A 15312-nucleotide genomic window follows, 5' to 3' on the forward strand; every position below is an offset into this window, starting at 1 on the left:
TTATTTTACACGAACGATGAAAGCCTCCGCATACCTCCTTTCCGCCGCCCTTTTTCTCACTGCCTGCGGCGGTCCGGCCCGCGCCAAACGGCCCGCCGCCGAGCCGCAGCCCGCACCCGCCGAATACACCTACCGCATCCGGGCGGTCTATCCCCATTCGAGGACGGCCTACACCCAGGGATTGTTCTACGCCGACGGCCTCCTGTGGGAGGGCACGGGCCAGCACGGCGAGTCGGTCCTGCGGACCACCGACCTCGAAACGGGCCGCAGCCGCGTGGTGGCGCGTCTGCCGCGCTCGGAGTTCGGCGAAGGCATCGCGCTCCTGGGCGGCGAGGTGTTCCAGCTCACGTGGCAATCCAACACGGCGCACGTCTGGGACGCCGCCACGGGCCGAAAACTCCGCGAGCACCGCTATCCGGGCGAGGGCTGGGGGCTTACGACCGACGGGCGGAAGCTCTACATGTCGGACGGCACGGCCAACATCTACACGGTGGACCCGGCCTCGTTCCGCCGCGAGAAGACCACGACGGTGACCTTCGAGGGGCGGCCCGTGAACTACCTGAACGAACTGGAGTGGATCGAGGGGAAAATCTGGGCCAACGTCTACACCACCGACCAGGTGGTCATCCTCGACCCCGCGACGGGCAGGGTGGAGGGCGTGGTCGACCTTACGGGACTGCTGCCCGACCAGGAGGCGACCGAAACGACCGACGTGCTGAACGGCATCGCCTACGACGCCGACGCGAAGCGCATCTTCCTCACGGGCAAGAACTGGCCCAAGCTCTACGAAATCGAAATCATCCGCAAGTAAATGACCAAGACGATATACGACCTCATCGAAGAGCGCATCCTCCTTTTGGACGGCGGCTTCGGCACGATGGTCCAGCAATACGGCCTCTCGGAGGAAGAGTACCGCGGCGAGCGGTTCCGCGACGTGGAGCCGCGGCTTCGGGGGTGCAACGACCTGCTGGCGCTGACACGCCCCGCCGTGGTGCGCGAAATTCACGAAAAGTACCTCGCTGCGGGAGCAGACATCATCTCTACCGACTCGTTCAACACCAACGCCGTCTCGCTGGCCGACTATGCCCTGGAGGAGTACGCCTATGAAATCTCCCGCGCCGCAGCCGCCGTGGCACGCGCGGCTGCCGATGCTTTCACGGCCCGCAACCCGCAGAAGCCGCGCTTCGTGGCCGGATCGATGGGCCCCACCAACCGCACGGCCTCCCTGTCGGCCGACGTATCCAACCCCGCCGCGCGCGAGGTGACGTTCCGGCAGCTGGTCGAAGCCTACACCCAGCAGGCCCGGGGCCTCTTGAACGGCGGCGCGGACCTGCTGCTGGTCGAGACCGTTTTCGACACGCTCAACGCCAAGGCTGCACTCTTCGCCATCGACCTCCTGGGCGAAGAGACAGGACGCGAAATCCCCGTCATGGTCTCCGGCACGCTGGCCGACGCGAGCGGCCGCACCCTCTCGGGCCAGACCGTCGAGGCGTTCTGGACCTCCCTGTCGCACGCCCGGCTCCTCTCGGTGGGCCTCAACTGCGCCTACGGGGCCCGGCAGCTGCTCCCCTATCTGGAACGGCTCGCCGCCGTGGCCGCGACCCGCATCTCGGCCCACCCCAATGCGGGGCTGCCGAACGTGATGGGCGGCTACGACGAGACGCCCGAAATGTTCGCCGAGGACGTCGGGGAGTACATGCGGCGGGGGCTGGTCAACATCGTCGGCGGCTGCTGCGGCACCACTCCCGAGCACATCTACGCCTTGCAGCAGATCGTCGGACGCTACGCCCCCCGTCCGCTGCCCGAAGCGGCTACGGAGACTGTTCTGAGCGGATTGGAACCGCTCCGCATCACCCCCGAAGCCAATTTCATCAACATCGGCGAGCGCACCAACGTGGCCGGCTCGGCCCGCTTCGCACGGCTCATCCGCGAGCACAACTACGAGGAGGCTCTCTCGGTGGCCCGCGCACAGGTCGACGCCGGGGCGCAGCTCATCGACGTCTGCATGGACGACGGGCTGATCGACGGAGCGGAAGCCATGCGCACGTTCCTCAACCTCGTGGCCGCCGAGCCCGAAATCGCCCGCGTGCCCGTGATGATCGACTCCTCGCAGTGGGAGGTGCTCACTGCGGGGCTGGAGGCGACGCAGGGGAAAGCCGTGGTCAACTCCATCTCGCTCAAGGAGGGCGAAGCGGAGTTCCTGCGCCGTGCGCGCGAAATTCACCGCTACGGCGCCGCCGCCGTGGTGATGCTCTTCGACGAGCGGGGGCAGGCCGACACGTACGAGCGCAAGACCGAGGTAGCCGAACGCGCCTACCGCCTTTTGACCGACGACGGATTCCCGGCGCAGGACATCATCTTCGACCCCAACGTGCTGGCCGTCGCTACCGGGATTCCCGAGCACGACGGCTACGCCAAGGCCTTTATCGACGCCGTGCGGTGGATCAAGGAGCACCTGCCCCACGCCAAGGTCTCGGGCGGCGTATCGAACCTCTCGTTCGCATTCCGCGGCAACAACACCGTGCGCGAGGCCATGCACTCGGCATTCCTCTACCACGCCATCCGCGCGGGCATGGACATGGGCATTGTCAACCCCCAGCTGCTGCGCGTGTACAGCGACATCGAGCCCGAACTGCTCCAGCGGGTCGAGGACGTCCTGCTCTGCCGCCGCCCCGACGCCTCGGAGCGGCTCGCCGAGTACGCCCAGACGGTGCAGGGGACGACAGAGCCTCGGCAGACAACCCCCGACGCCTGGCGGTCGGGACCGCTCGCCGAACGCATCCGCTACGCCCTGATGAAAGGCGTGGCGGACCACATCGAACAGGACACGCTCGAAGCCTACCGCGAGCTGGGCACGCCGATGGCCGTGATCGACACCTGCCTGATGCCCGTCATGGAGGAGATCGGCACACTCTTCGGCGAGGGCAAAATGTTCCTGCCGCAGGTCGTGAAGAGCGCCCGCGTGATGAAGCGGGCGGTCGCCGCGCTTACGCCCTACATCGCCAAAAACGACGGTGTGTGCGCACACACTGCCGGAAAAGTCCTCGTAGCAACGGTCAAGGGCGACGTGCACGACATCGGCAAGAACATCGTCTCGGTGGTCATGGCCTGCAACGGCTACGAGATCCGGGACTTGGGCGTCATGGTCGAAACGCAGCGCATCGTCGACGAAGCCGTGGCCTGGGGCGCCGATTGCATCTGCCTGAGCGGCCTGATTACCCCCTCGCTCGACGAGATGACGCGCGTCTGCGAGGAGCTGGAGCGGCGCGGGCTGCGCATCCCGGTCCTCGTCGGAGGCGCCACCACCTCCGACCTGCACACGGCCCTCAAGATCGCCCCGGTCTACCACGGTACGGTGGTACGCTCGCCCGACGCCAGCCGCAACAGCCAGTTGTTAGGGCACCTGCTGGGCCCCGACCGCGACCTCTACGCCGACAAGGTGCGCTCCGACCAGGAGACGCTGCGCCGCCAGTACCGCCGTGCGGAAAGCGCACGCTCGCTCGTGCCCCTCGCCACTGCCCGCGCCGAAAAGGGCGGTGTGTGCGCACACACTGCGGTTCGGCCGCTCCATCCGGGTCGGATGGTCTTTCCCGATTTCGACGTGGCGGACGCCGAACCCTACATCGACTGGAATTTCTTTTTCCCGGCCTGGGGGCTCAAGGGGCACTATCCGGAGTTGCTCGACCACCCCGAAAAAGGCCCCGAGGCGCGCAAGCTCTTCGAAGACGCCCAGGCTCTCCTGGCCCGCATCCGCGAGGAGCGGCTTCTGACCCTGCAAGGGGTTGTCGGTATCTTCCCGGCCCGCTCCGAGGGCGACGACATCGTAGTGACCGACCCCAAGGGGCGCGCCGTGCGGCTGCCGATGCTCCGCAACCAGACGCGCGGTGAGAAGCACCTGTCGCTGGCCGACTTTCTCGCACCCGCCGGCGACTGGATCGGCTGCTTCGTCCTCACGGCGGGTATCGGACTGAAAGAACTGACCGAAAAATTCCGCGCAGCGGGCGACGACTACTCGGCCATTCTGGCCAAGCTGCTCGCCGACCGGCTGACCGAGGCATTCGCCGAGGCGGTACACACGTTCGTGAGGCGGCAGATGTGGGGCTACGAGACGGGCGACATGCCCGCGCCCCGGCAGATCGTCCGGGGCGAATACCGCGGCCGCCGGATGGCTTTCGGCTACCCCGCCTCGCCCGACCACTCGCTCAAGCGCGAGGTGCTGGAGCTGCTCTCCGCCGAGCGGACCACGGCCCTGCGTCTGACGGACAGCTACATGATCGACCCCGGGGAGTCGCTCTGCGGATTGATGTTCGCCGACGCCGACTATTTCGCCGTGGGACGCATCGACCGCGAGCAGCTGACCGATTACGCCCGCCGCCGCGGCATGACGGAGGAGGAGGTCGAAAAGATCATCCCCAATAACCTATGAACATCGTAGACATCATCCACAGCGCCCTGGCGCAGCGCAAGACCCGCTTCGCGTTCGAACTGCTGCCGCCCCTCAAGGGCGACGGCATGGAGGGTATCTCGGCGGCCATCGACCCGCTGATGGCATTCGACCCGGCCTACATCAACGTGACGTTCCACCGCGAGGGAATCAAGCAGACCGTGCGCGCGGACGGCTCGACCGAGTGGCACGTCGTGCGCCGCCGCCCCGGCACGGTGGGTATCTCGGCCGCCATTCAGAAGAAATACGGCGTGGAGACCGTGCCTCACCTCATTTGCGGCGGGCTTTCGAAATACGACATCGAGGACGCGCTGATCGACATGGACTTTCTGGGGCTGCACAACGTGCTGGCGCTCCGCGGCGACAAGTCGCAGAACGAACGACGCTTCATGCCCCACCCGCAGGGCCATGCGCACGCAACGGACCTCGTGCGGCAGATCGCGGGGATGAACCGCGGGGAATTCGTGGACGGCGAGGTCGAGGAGTGCCACCACTCGCGCTTCTCAATCGGCGTAGCCGGCTACCCCGAGACGCACGAAGAGGCTGCATCGCCCGAGGAGGATATCCGCCACCTCAAGGCCAAGATCGACGCCGGAGCCGACTACATCGTCACGCAGCTCTTCTACGACAACAGCCGCTTCTTCGACTTCGTGACCCGCTGCCGGGCGGCGGGGATCGGGGTGCCGATCATCCCGGGGATCAAACCTCTCTCGACGGTCCGCCACCTCGAACTGCTGCCGCGCACGTTCGGGTGCCGCATCCCCGAGGAGCTGGCGCGCGAGGTCGAGGCCCACCGCGACGACAAGGCCGCCGTCAGGCAGATCGGCACCGAGTGGGCCATCGCGCAGAGCCGCGAGTTGATCGCCGCGGGGGTTCCCGTGCTGCACTACTACCCCATGGGCAAGGCGGAGAACATCATCGAGATCGCCCGGACGGTGTTTTAAAGGTGAAAAGTGAAAGGTGAAAGGTGAACTTTGCAGGTAAGCGAGGGCAAAGACCGCTTGCGGGTTTTGCCGAGCGAGAACTTTGCGATTAAGCGAGGCCGCGGCTATGCAGAAAGCAAAGTCCAGTCCCAAAGGCGGGTTAGGGGTGAAGAACCTCGATCCCCGAGCATGGTCGAGGGGTCGCAAGTCAAGCGACGGTATCTTCCACAGAATTATTCGGAAGATTCCTCACATTCGTTCGGAATGACAACTGTTTCGCGCCCCCTCGACTGCACTCGGGGATCGAGAACAGGAGGGCAGGGGCTGATCGGATCGAGACCGCTCGACAAAGCGAGGGGATCGGGAACTGTATTGTGCTTGGCGTCCCACGACCAGGTTTTGGAATCGAGGACGGCTGATCGGATCGGGATGGACGATAAATTTTGAATTGTGAATTGTGAATTATGAATTGGAACATATGACGCCGGTAGAATTCCGCCGCCATCTGCATACGTATCCCGAGCTTTCGTTCCGGGAGCACGAGACGGCGGCCTTTATCGCCGCGAGGCTCGACGAGCTGGGAATCGAGTACCGCCCGATTGCCTCGACGGGCATTCTGGCCGCGATCCGGGGGCGCAAGAACGTCGAAGACACCCGCGCCGTGGTGCTGCGCGCCGACATCGACGCCCTGCCCATCGCCGAGCAGACCGAGGCGGCGTGGCGGTCGCGGAACGCGGGCGTGATGCACGCCTGCGGCCACGACGTGCACGCCGCAGTGCTCTACGGCGTGTTGCAACAGCTGGCCGCAGCGCCCGATTTCCGGGGAACGGTCTTCGGGCTCTTCCAGCCGGGCGAGGAGTGCAACCCCGGCGGGGCGTCGCTCGTGCTGGCCGAAGAGCCGTTTGCGCAGTTCGACATCCGCGCCGTCGTGGGCGAGCACGTCGAACCGCAGCTGGAGGTCGGGACGATCGGATTGCGCGCGGGCAAATACATGGCTGCAAGCGACGAACTGCGTATCGAGGTCCGCGGCACAGGCGGCCACGGCGCCATGCGCCGCCAACTCAAGGACCCCGTGGCGGCGGGTGCGGAGCTGGTGACGCGCCTGGTTGGGCTCAACACCGAGGAGTGCGTGCTCTCGATAGGCCACGTGGAGGCTGCCGGAGCCACGAACATCATCCCGGACAAGGTGCGGATGGAGGGCACGCTGCGCACGTTCGACGAGCAGCAGCGCGGCATCATCCACCAGCGCATCCGCAACATCGCCTCCGACATCGACGCCCGCCACGGCGTCGGCACCGAGGTCGTAATCTCGCACGGCTATCCGTGCGTGGTGAACGACGAAATTCTGGTCAAGGAGGCCGCGGCTCTGGCACGCAAAAACGGCCTGGCGGTCGAGATGCTGCCCCTCAGGACCACGGCCGAAGATTTCGGATTCTACTGTTCGCGCTACCCCGCGCTGTTTTACCGGCTGGGGGTTGGCGCTGCCGCCGGACGGCCCCACACGGCGACATTCTCACCCGACGAGGGGGCCATCGACACCGGCATCGGCTTCATGCGGAGCCTTGCCCTGCAAATTTTGGAAAAATGAAGAAACATCAAGAAAAACAACGGTCCGGGTCCGGACCGAGACAAACGGACCGCGCCGCGGTGATCCTCGGCATGTTCCGCGAATTTCCGAACAATAAGTTCTCGCTCAAACACCTCGCCTCCGCCTCGGGGGGCGCCTCGAAAGAGGATCGCCGCCAGACGCTCGAGATTCTCGACCGGTTGTTCCAAGAGGGCATCATCGAGGAGTGCTCGCGCGAGCGGTACCGCCTCCGGGATACCCACCTGCCCCACTACGAGGGCGTGGCCGACATGACACCGAGCGGCGCGATCTACGTGAAAGTAGAGGGAGAGGAGAGCGACATCTACGTCAACCAGCGCAACACCGCGAACGCCCTGAACGGCGACCGCGTGGAGGTGGCGGTGATGCGCCGCGACCGCAACGGCCAGTTCGAGGGCCAGATCACGCGCATCGTCGAGCGCAGCCGCAAGCCCTATGTGGGCGTGGCCGAGGTGGGCGTGCACCAGATCTTCGTACGTGCCGATTCGCGCAAGATGCCCCTGGACATCTATCTTTCGAAACGCACCTACCCCGACATCCGCGACGGCGAAAAGGTCGTGGTCCGCATCGCCGACTGGCTGCCGGGCAGCAAGAGCCCCGTGGGCGAGTTGGTCGAGCGGTTGGGCATGGCCGGTAACAACGACACCGAGATGCACTCGATCCTTGCCGAATACGAATTGCCCTACCGCTTCGACCCCGCAGTCGAGGAGGCCGCGGCAGCCATAGACGGCCGCGTGACGGCCCGCGAGATCGCTGCGCGCCGCGATTTCCGGAACGTGGTGACATTCACCGTGGACCCGGCCGACGCCAAGGATTTCGACGACGCGCTCTCGGTGCGCCGCATCCGCGACGGGGTGTGGGAGATCGGCGTGCACATCGCCGACGTAACGCACTACGTCCATCCCCACTCGACCATCGACGACGAGGCCGTCGAGCGCGGCACCTCGGTCTACCTGGTCGACCGCACCGTGCCGATGCTGCCCGAGCGGCTCTCGAACGAACTGTGCTCGCTCCGGCCCCACGAGACGAGCCTCTGCTTCTCGGCGGTCTTCACCCTCAACGAAAACCTGGACATCCTCGACGAGTGGTTCGGCCGTACGGTCATCCACTCCGACCGCCGCTTCACCTACGCCGAGGCGCAGGAGATCATCGAGACGGGCCGCGGCGACTACGCCGAGGAGGTATTGACGCTCAACCGCCTGGCGCAGGAACTGCGCCGCCAGCGCTTCAAGAACGGCGCCATCTCGTTCGACAGGGAGGAGGTGCGCTTCCGGCTCGACGAGAACGGCAAACCCCTGGGTGTCTATTTCAAGGAGCAGAAGGAGTCGAACCAGATGATCGAGGAGTTCATGCTGCTGGCCAACCGCCGCGTGGCGGAGTTTTGCGGACACCGAACGACGGACAAGGGGCGCAGGGTCGAACGGACGATGGTCTACCGCGTCCACGACCAGCCCAGCGAGGAGAAGCTCGACCGCTTCCGCCAGTTCATCCTGCGCTTCGGCCACATCTTCAAGGCCACCAAGGGCCGCGCCGTGGCCAAGGAGCTGAACAAGCTCTTCGCGCAGATCAAGGGCTCGACCGAGGAGAACGCCGTCTCGACGATGGCCGTGCGCTCGATGGCCAAAGCCTACTACACCACCGACAACATCGGTCACTACGGCCTGGCATTCTCCTCCTACACCCATTTCACCTCGCCGATCCGCCGCTACCCCGACATGATGGTCCACCGCTTGCTGGCCCGCTACCTCGACGGGGGCAAGTCGGCCGACAAGGAGCTCTTGGAGGGACTCTGCGTCCGCGCATCGGAGCGCGAAATCGTGGCAGCCGAGGCCGAACGCGCGTCGATCAAATACAAGATGGTCGAGTTCATGAAAGAGCACCTGGACGAAGAGTTCGACGGCCACATCTCGGGGCTCACCGAGTGGGGCGTCTACGTCGAGCTGGACGAGACCCACATCGAGGGCATGTCGTTCCTGCGGGACATCGAGGGCGATTTCTTCCAGTTCGAGGAGGCGACCTACGAGATCGTCGGGCGATCTACGGGCATACGCATGACGCTGGGATCGCCCGCACGCATCCGCGTCAAGCGCGCCGACCTGCAAAAGCGGCAGCTCGATTTCGAACTGCTGCTGCCCGGTCGCCCCACCCGCCGCTCCGCCGACACCGAGTCGGGTCGCAAAGGTCCCCGCGTAAGTCGCTCGACGCGCCGCAACGGGCGGTAACGGTTCAGGCCTGGCCGGGGAGGCGATTGCCCCCTCCACAAAACAAAGAGCGCATCCCCGCAGCGGGGATGCGCTCTTTCGTACGGCGGTCGAAAGCCGATCAGATCGCGCCGGAGATCAGGAAGACGGCGGCCACCGTGAGGATGGCGTACAACTCGGGGAAAGCCGCGAGGATCAGCGTCTTACCCATCACGTCGTGGCCGTTGCCGATGGCGGCGATACCGTTGGCGCAGACGCGGGCCTGGTAGTAGGACGAAGCCAGGCAGACCAGACCCGTCAGCAGACCCGCACCGAAGATGGCGGCGCCCTGGAGCATGGTCATCGAATCGGTCAGGAAGCCACGGATGATGAAATAGCCCACGAAGCCGTAGAGACCCTGCGAACCGGGGATGGCCGAGAGGATCATGTAGCTGCCGAAAGCGGCGCCGTTCTTCTTCATGGCGCCCACGGACGCCTGACCCGCGATCGAGGTGCCGATACAGCTCGCTACGCCCGAGAGGCCCACCATCAGCGCTACGCCGATGTAGCCCAGGATAATTGCAGTTGTTGTTTCCATAGTTTTTCTTGAGTTTTTAGTTATTTGTTATTGATTTTCATCTTCCATTTTGCGCAGCGGCTCGAACGGACGCATCGACATTTCGAACCCGGCATTCTTGTAGAACTCCACAAATGTCAGACGCATCGGGTGGACGAACGACGAGATGGTCGACATGAAGAGGTTGATGCCGTGGCCGATCACGAGGATGGGAATCATGATGAGCAGCCGCACGACGATATTCGCTCCCTCGGGCACGAAACCGTCGGCCAGGGAGTTGAAGACCGTGGCCAGGATGCCGCCCGAGAGTCCGATAGCGAAGAGCCGGATGTACGACAGCACGTCACTCAGAATGCCCGTCAGATTATTATAGGTATCCCAGATTCCCATGCCCAGATTCACGAAGGGGTTTTTGCCCGGCGAGTTGAAGAAGAGCATCAGCACCAGGCCCACGCCCACGACGGCATAGAACGCCGGCGAGGAGGTCGTGAAATGGGGAATCACCCACGCAGGGTCGAGCAGCGGAAGCCCTCCGGCCAGGCTTGCCGCCAGGAGTACCAGCAACCAGCCCAGCGAGCCGAGTGCATGGCGGAAGCCGAGGGTCGAAGAGAGCATGATGACCTTGAGCAGCATGCCGAAGAGGATCTGCACCACGCCGATGGCCAGCGCGATGGAGAAGAACTGCCCCTGGAAATCGAGGAACGGGATCGAGGGAAAATACTTTTGCAGGGGGATGCCGAACACCGAGCCGCTCAAAAGACCGAACACCACGGTCGAGAGGCCGCACAGCGTGGCGAACCAAGCCGCCTGCCGCATCATGCCCGGCTTGCGGTTTTTCGAAAGCATCCAGACGCCCAGCAGCGTGAGGATCAGACCGTACCCGGCATCGTTGAGGCAGATGCCGAAGAAGAGCATATAGAACGGGGCGAAGAACGGCGTGAGGTCCATCGTGCCGTAGCGCGGCCGGGCGTACATGTCGCCGACCAGCTCGAACACGCGGGCGAACCAGTTGTTCTTCAGTTTCACGGGCGTATCGTCCTCGGGTGTGGGGTCGCTCTTGAGATAGACCACGCCGGGGTACTCCTCCAGCAGCGCATCCACGCGGTCCGAGGTCTCCTTTTCGGCCCAGCCCTCCATCACCGACAGCCGGCCGTCCGCCTCGGGCCGGGCCGTGGCTTCGACGCGCACCTCCTGCAACCGCTCTTTCAGTGCGGCGGCGTGCTGCGAGAGCAGTTTTTCGGAGGCTGCGACGCGCGAAAATTCGGCGTCCAGTTTTCCTAACTGCGCTTTCGTCTGCTCGATGCGGCGCTCGGCTTCGCGGACATCCATCGGCGGGGTCTTCATCTCCTGGGCGTCGAGCGTAACATCCTGCCCCGGCGCGGCCACGACCACGAAATAGACCGTCGAGTCGGTGCGGGCGACCTCGGAGAGGGTGTACTCCTCCGACCATTGCGGCAGCAATTTGTCGAACGTCGTCTTCTGCGTCGAGAAATAGCGCAGCACGATGCCGTCGGCAGCGAGTTTCTTCGCCCGCTCCACATCGAAAGCGCCCCACGGACGCAGTTCGTCGGCGAGCTTCTCCAGCCGGCCGATCTCGGCCTGAAGCGCGGCGGCTTCCCGCTGGGCGGCGGCGTAGTGCTCCCACGCCTCGCCGCCCGAGGCGAACGGGCGGGCTTGGGGATCGAAACGCCCCTCCTCCTCGCGGAAATTGCGGATGAATTCGCGGGCCTTGGCGTGGCCCTCGATGTCGAGCAGCAGCTGGCGGTCCTCCTCGGAGGGTTCCCAGCCCGTGGTGGTGATGTCGACCAGCCCCAGGTCGCGCAGCCGGCGGATGAAATCCTCGTTTTGCGCCGCAAGCAGCACAAAATCGTATTTGACCATCTTCGCTATCATAAGGCGGCGCCCTCCCCGGCGGCTTGCTGTTTGGTTTTCACGATCTTCTGGGCCGACTTGGAGAGGTTCTCCTCGTCCTCCATGAAGCGTTTGATCTTGCGTATGGCATCCTCGTACCCGGGTATCTGCACCTTTTCGTACAAGTTCACCTTTTGGGTCGTTTTGCGGCGGGCGTGGTCCAGAAGTTCCATCTTGCGGTTGTAGACCTCGAACTCAATACCCAGGCGCGCCATGCGCTCGAGGATCGAGACACCGTCGGCGAACCAGACGGGCGAGGAGAACAGATCGTAGGGTTTCTCTTCGAATTTCACCTCTTTCAAAACGGGCGTGCGCACGCCGGCGATCTTCTGCGTCGCAAGTTCCACGTCGGCGATACGCACCAGGTCACAATCAAACTCACCCCACAGCGCGACCATGTAGTCGTACTCGGCCTCGAGGGCATCGAGCCGCCGGCGGTAGTCGGCCGCGGAGTCCTTCGCTTTTTTGACTTCGGAGCGCAGGGCCGACTCCTTACTTTTGATGGTAGGGAGCGCCTTTTGCCGCATTTTGAGCTGCTTGCCCAAGTCGCCGAGCGAGGTCTTGTTGTATTGAAATTTGATTGCCATACCGCGTCAGGCTTTCCAGTATTTCTTGATGAGCTCCTCCTTGATGGCCACCTCCTCGGGGGTGAAATACTCGGCGAAGAGCCTCCAGGCCGTGTCGAGCATCTCAGTGATGGAGATGTTGACGTCGATCGAGAGGAGTTTCATCGAGTAGTCGTAGGCGAACTTCAGGGTGCGCTCGTCGTAGTCCGAGAGGTCGAAGCCGTTTTCGAGCTTGGTCTTGGCGTTGGCCGCGTCGGCGTAGAGACGCACGCAGGCGTTCATCACCTGCGGATGGTCCTCGCGGGTCTTCTTGCCGATCACGAGCTGCTTCAGACGCGACAGCGAGCGGAACGGGTCGACGATGACCTTGCCCGTGTCCGAATCGTTGCGGAGGAACAGCTGGCCCTCGGTGATGTAACCCGTGTTGTCGGGAATGGCGTGCGTGATGTCGCCGCCCGAGAGGGTCGTCACGGCGATGATGGTGATCGAACCGCCGTTGGGAAGCTGCACGGCTTTCTCGTAGATCTTCGCCAGGTCGGAGTAGAGCGAGCCTGGCATGGAGTCTTTCGAAGGGATCTGGTCCATGCGGTTCGAAACGATGGCCAGCGCGTCGGCGTAGAGGGTCATGTCCGTGAGGAGCACCAGCACCTTTTCGCCCTTGTCGACGGCGAAATACTCGGCGGCCGTGAGGGCCATGTCCGGAACCAGCAGGCGCTCGACGGGGGGATTCTCCGTCGTGTTGATGAACGAAACGATGCGGTCCAGGGCGCCGGCATTCTCGAAGACGCCCTTGAAATAGAGGAAATCGTCGTTCGTCAGACCCATGCCGCCCAGGATGATCTTGTCGGCCTTGGCGCGCAGCGCCACGTTGGCCATGACGGCGTTGTAGGGCTGGTCGGAGTCGGCGAAGAACGGAATCTTCTGCCCCGTGACGATGGTGTTGTTGAGGTCGATACCCGCGATGCCCGTGGCGATCAGTTCCGAGGGTTGCAGACGCCGGAACGGATTGACCGTCGGGCCGCCGATCTCGCGCGGCTCGCCCTCGACGGCCTGGCCGCCCTCAAGGGGTTCGCCGTAGGCGTTGAAGAAGCGGCCCGCGAGGTTGTCCGAGACCCGCAGTTTGGGCGGCTCGCCGTGGAAGACCACCTCCGAGTCGGTGGAGATGCCCTCGGTGCCGGCGAAGACCTGCAAGGTTACGTGGTCGCCCATGATCTTCACCACCTGCGCCAGCTTGCCGCCCACGGTGGCCAGTTCGTCGTTGCCGACGCCCTCGGCCCGGAGCGTGATGGTCGCCTTGGTGATGTTGTCGATCCGGGTATATATTTTCTGAAATGCGCGTGTTGTCATGGCTTATTTGGTTTTTTCACTCACATATTGCTCGATCTGCCGGCGGTAGTCCTCGAATTTTTCGGACTGCCACTCCGAGTAGTTCATCTGGCGGAAGAGGTTTATCAGCCCCTTGAAGAACTGCGAGCACTGCTCGAAATCGGTGAACTGGAAATCCTTGCGGCAGATCGCAAGCACCATTTCGTACATCATTTTCTGCCGCTCGATGGGGCAGTTGGCGTCGATGGCGTCGAACGCATCCTGCTGCAAGATCACGAAGTCGATCAGCTCCGATTTCCAGAACCGCTCGTGGTACTCCACGGGCACGCCGTCGTCGCCCAGGATGTTGATCTGGTCGTTGGCCTCCTTGCCGCGCTGCACGATGGTCTTGCCGGCATAGACCAGGTCGACCCATTCTTTCTCGATCGTATCATCGAGGTACTCGCGGATTTCGGGGTATTCGAGGTATTTGGAGTAGGAGTCCAGCGGATCGATGGCCGGGTAACGCTTCGAGTCGGCGCGGCCCTGCGAGAGGGCGTAGAAGCAGCGGGCGGCTTTCTTGGTGGACTCGGTGACGGGCTCCTTGAGGTTGCCGCCGGCGGGCGAGACCGTACCGAGGAACGTCACCGAACCGGTCTGGCCGTTGTTGAGCGTCACCAGACCGGCACGCGAGTAGAAATTGGAGATGATCGCCGAGAGGTCCATCGGGAACGCGTCCTGTCCGGGAAGCTCCTCCAGGCGGTTGGACATTTCGCGCAGCGCCTGGGCCCAGCGCGAGGTGGAGTCGGCCATGACGAGCACCTTGAGCCCCATCGCGCGGTAGTACTCGCCGATGGTCATGCCCGTGTAGACCGACGCTTCGCGCGCCGCGACGGGCATGTTCGAGGTGTTGCAGACGATGATCGTACGCTCCATGAGCTTGTGGCCCGTGCGGGGGTCGACCAGTTCGGGAAACTCCTTGAAGATTTCGACCACCTCGTTGGCGCGCTCGCCGCACGCCACCATGACGATGATGTCGGCGTCGGCCTGCTTCGAGATGGCGTGCTGCAAGACGGTCTTGCCGGCGCCGAACGGTCCGGGGATGAAACCCGTGCCGCCCTCGGCCATGGGGTTGAACGTATCGATGGCCCGTACGCCCGTCACCATGACGCGCGAGGGGCGCGGCTTCTCCCGGTAGCAGCGCACGGCCTGCTTGACGGGCCATTTCTGCACCATCGTCACGTCGTGGTCGCGGCCCTCGGAGTCGGTCACGACGGCGACCGTGTCGGTCACCTTGTAGGTTCCGGCCTTCGCCACGCTCTTGACCGTATATTCGTCGGTCATGGCGAAAGGCACCATGATCTTGTGGGTGATCCACTGCTCCCGGACCTCTCCGAGCCACGAGGCGGCCGTCACCTTATCGCCCGCTTTTGCAAGCGGGGTGAACTCCCATGCGGCGTCGAAATCGATCGGATCGGTGATCGAACCGCGGGCGATGAAGAGCCCGTCCATCTTTTCGAGGTCGTTCTGCAGACCGTCGTAGTTGCGCGAGAGCATGCCCGGCGCCAGGGTCGCTTCGAGCATGTGTCCCTCGAACGTAACCCGGTCGCCGATCTTCAGCCCGCGCGTACTGTCATACACCTGGACGTAGGCGCTGTCGCCTACGACTTTGATGACCTCGGCCATCATTTTCGTATCTCCCGTATACACGTAGCATATTTCGTTCTGGCCCACGGGTCCGTCGGCTTTCACGATCACGATGTTGGAGATGATACCGTTTACACGTCCTGTCGTTTTCAT

10 protein-coding genes are annotated in these 15312 nt (G+C 63.9%); 5 read left to right on the top strand and 5 right to left on the bottom strand.

Annotation, left to right across the window (positions count from 1 at the left end):
- Window positions 1-16 precede the first annotated feature (16 nt).
- The 5 genes from ACMQ11_RS09235 (at window position 17) to rnr (ending at window position 9195) form a co-directional block, all read left to right on the top strand.
- On the top strand, window positions 17-811 hold the full coding sequence (locus ACMQ11_RS09235; protein WP_418992478.1) for a glutaminyl-peptide cyclotransferase: 795 nt from the start codon (window positions 17-19) through the stop codon (window positions 809-811).
- On the top strand, window positions 812-4426 hold the full coding sequence (gene metH, locus ACMQ11_RS09240; protein ID WP_418992479.1) for a methionine synthase: 3615 nt from the start codon (window positions 812-814) through the stop codon (window positions 4424-4426).
- Entirely contained in the window at window positions 4423-5388 is a 966-nt protein-coding gene (metF, locus tag ACMQ11_RS09245) for a methylenetetrahydrofolate reductase [NAD(P)H] (protein ID WP_418992480.1), read from the top strand. Before metH ends, metF begins: the two co-directional genes overlap by 4 nt.
- A 457-nt stretch (window positions 5389-5845) precedes the next feature.
- Complete coding sequence (locus ACMQ11_RS09250) at window positions 5846-6955, top strand: M20 family metallopeptidase (RefSeq protein ID WP_418992481.1); 1110 nt, start codon at window positions 5846-5848, stop codon at window positions 6953-6955.
- Window positions 6952-9195, top strand: a complete 2244-nt coding sequence (gene rnr, locus ACMQ11_RS09255; RefSeq protein WP_418992482.1) for a ribonuclease R — start codon at window positions 6952-6954, stop codon at window positions 9193-9195. Before ACMQ11_RS09250 ends, rnr begins: the two co-directional genes overlap by 4 nt.
- A gap of 100 nt (window positions 9196-9295) precedes the next feature.
- On the opposite strand, the gene ACMQ11_RS09260 is transcribed toward rnr, so the two are convergent.
- The 5 genes from ACMQ11_RS09260 to ACMQ11_RS09280 are packed head-to-tail and all read right to left on the bottom strand — an operon-like array spanning window position 9296 to window position 15312.
- A complete protein-coding gene (locus tag ACMQ11_RS09260; protein WP_418992483.1) occupies window positions 9296-9751 on the bottom strand; it encodes an ATPase in 456 nt (151 codons plus the stop codon).
- 27 nt (window positions 9752-9778) lie between these two features.
- The gene (locus tag ACMQ11_RS09265; RefSeq protein ID WP_418992484.1) at window positions 9779-11611 is read right to left on the bottom strand and encodes a V-type ATP synthase subunit I; all 1833 of its coding nucleotides are present in this window, start codon (window positions 11609-11611) and stop codon (window positions 9779-9781) included.
- 8 nt (window positions 11612-11619) lie between these two features.
- Complete coding sequence (locus ACMQ11_RS09270; protein WP_418992485.1) at window positions 11620-12228, bottom strand: V-type ATP synthase subunit D; 609 nt, start codon at window positions 12226-12228, stop codon at window positions 11620-11622.
- Window positions 12229-12234: 6 nt separating this feature from the next.
- Window positions 12235-13554: a V-type ATP synthase subunit B gene (locus tag ACMQ11_RS09275; protein ID WP_418992486.1), complete on the bottom strand. Its 1320-nt coding sequence runs from the start codon at window positions 13552-13554 to the stop codon at window positions 12235-12237.
- 3 nt (window positions 13555-13557) lie between these two features.
- Window positions 13558-15312 carry a V-type ATP synthase subunit A gene (locus ACMQ11_RS09280; protein ID WP_418992487.1) on the bottom strand — a complete coding sequence of 585 codons (1755 nt, stop codon included), beginning with the start codon at window positions 15310-15312 and terminating at the stop codon, window positions 13558-13560.

This window comes from Alistipes sp., from assembly GCF_048465575.1.
Taxonomy (GTDB): Bacteria; Bacteroidota; Bacteroidia; order Bacteroidales; family Rikenellaceae; genus Alistipes.

Excerpts from the sequence above, each read along its gene's own strand:
- ACMQ11_RS09235 (WP_418992478.1), top strand. The coding sequence starts at position 17 with ATGAAAGCCTCCGCATACCTCCTTTCCGCCGCCCTTTTTCTCACTGCC.
- metH (WP_418992479.1), top strand. The coding sequence starts at position 812 with ATGACCAAGACGATATACGACCTCATCGAAGAGCGCATCCTCCTTTTG.
- metF (WP_418992480.1), top strand. The coding sequence starts at position 4,423 with ATGAACATCGTAGACATCATCCACAGCGCCCTGGCGCAGCGCAAGACC.
- ACMQ11_RS09250 (WP_418992481.1), top strand. The coding sequence starts at position 5,846 with ATGACGCCGGTAGAATTCCGCCGCCATCTGCATACGTATCCCGAGCTT.
- rnr (WP_418992482.1), top strand. The coding sequence starts at position 6,952 with ATGAAGAAACATCAAGAAAAACAACGGTCCGGGTCCGGACCGAGACAA.
- ACMQ11_RS09260 (WP_418992483.1), bottom strand. The coding sequence starts at position 9,751 with ATGGAAACAACAACTGCAATTATCCTGGGCTACATCGGCGTAGCGCTG.
- ACMQ11_RS09265 (WP_418992484.1), bottom strand. The coding sequence starts at position 11,611 with ATGGTCAAATACGATTTTGTGCTGCTTGCGGCGCAAAACGAGGATTTC.
- ACMQ11_RS09270 (WP_418992485.1), bottom strand. The coding sequence starts at position 12,228 with ATGGCAATCAAATTTCAATACAACAAGACCTCGCTCGGCGACTTGGGC.
- ACMQ11_RS09275 (WP_418992486.1), bottom strand. The coding sequence starts at position 13,554 with ATGACAACACGCGCATTTCAGAAAATATATACCCGGATCGACAACATC.
- ACMQ11_RS09280 (WP_418992487.1), bottom strand. The coding sequence starts at position 15,312 with ATGAAAACGACAGGACGTGTAAACGGTATCATCTCCAACATCGTGATC.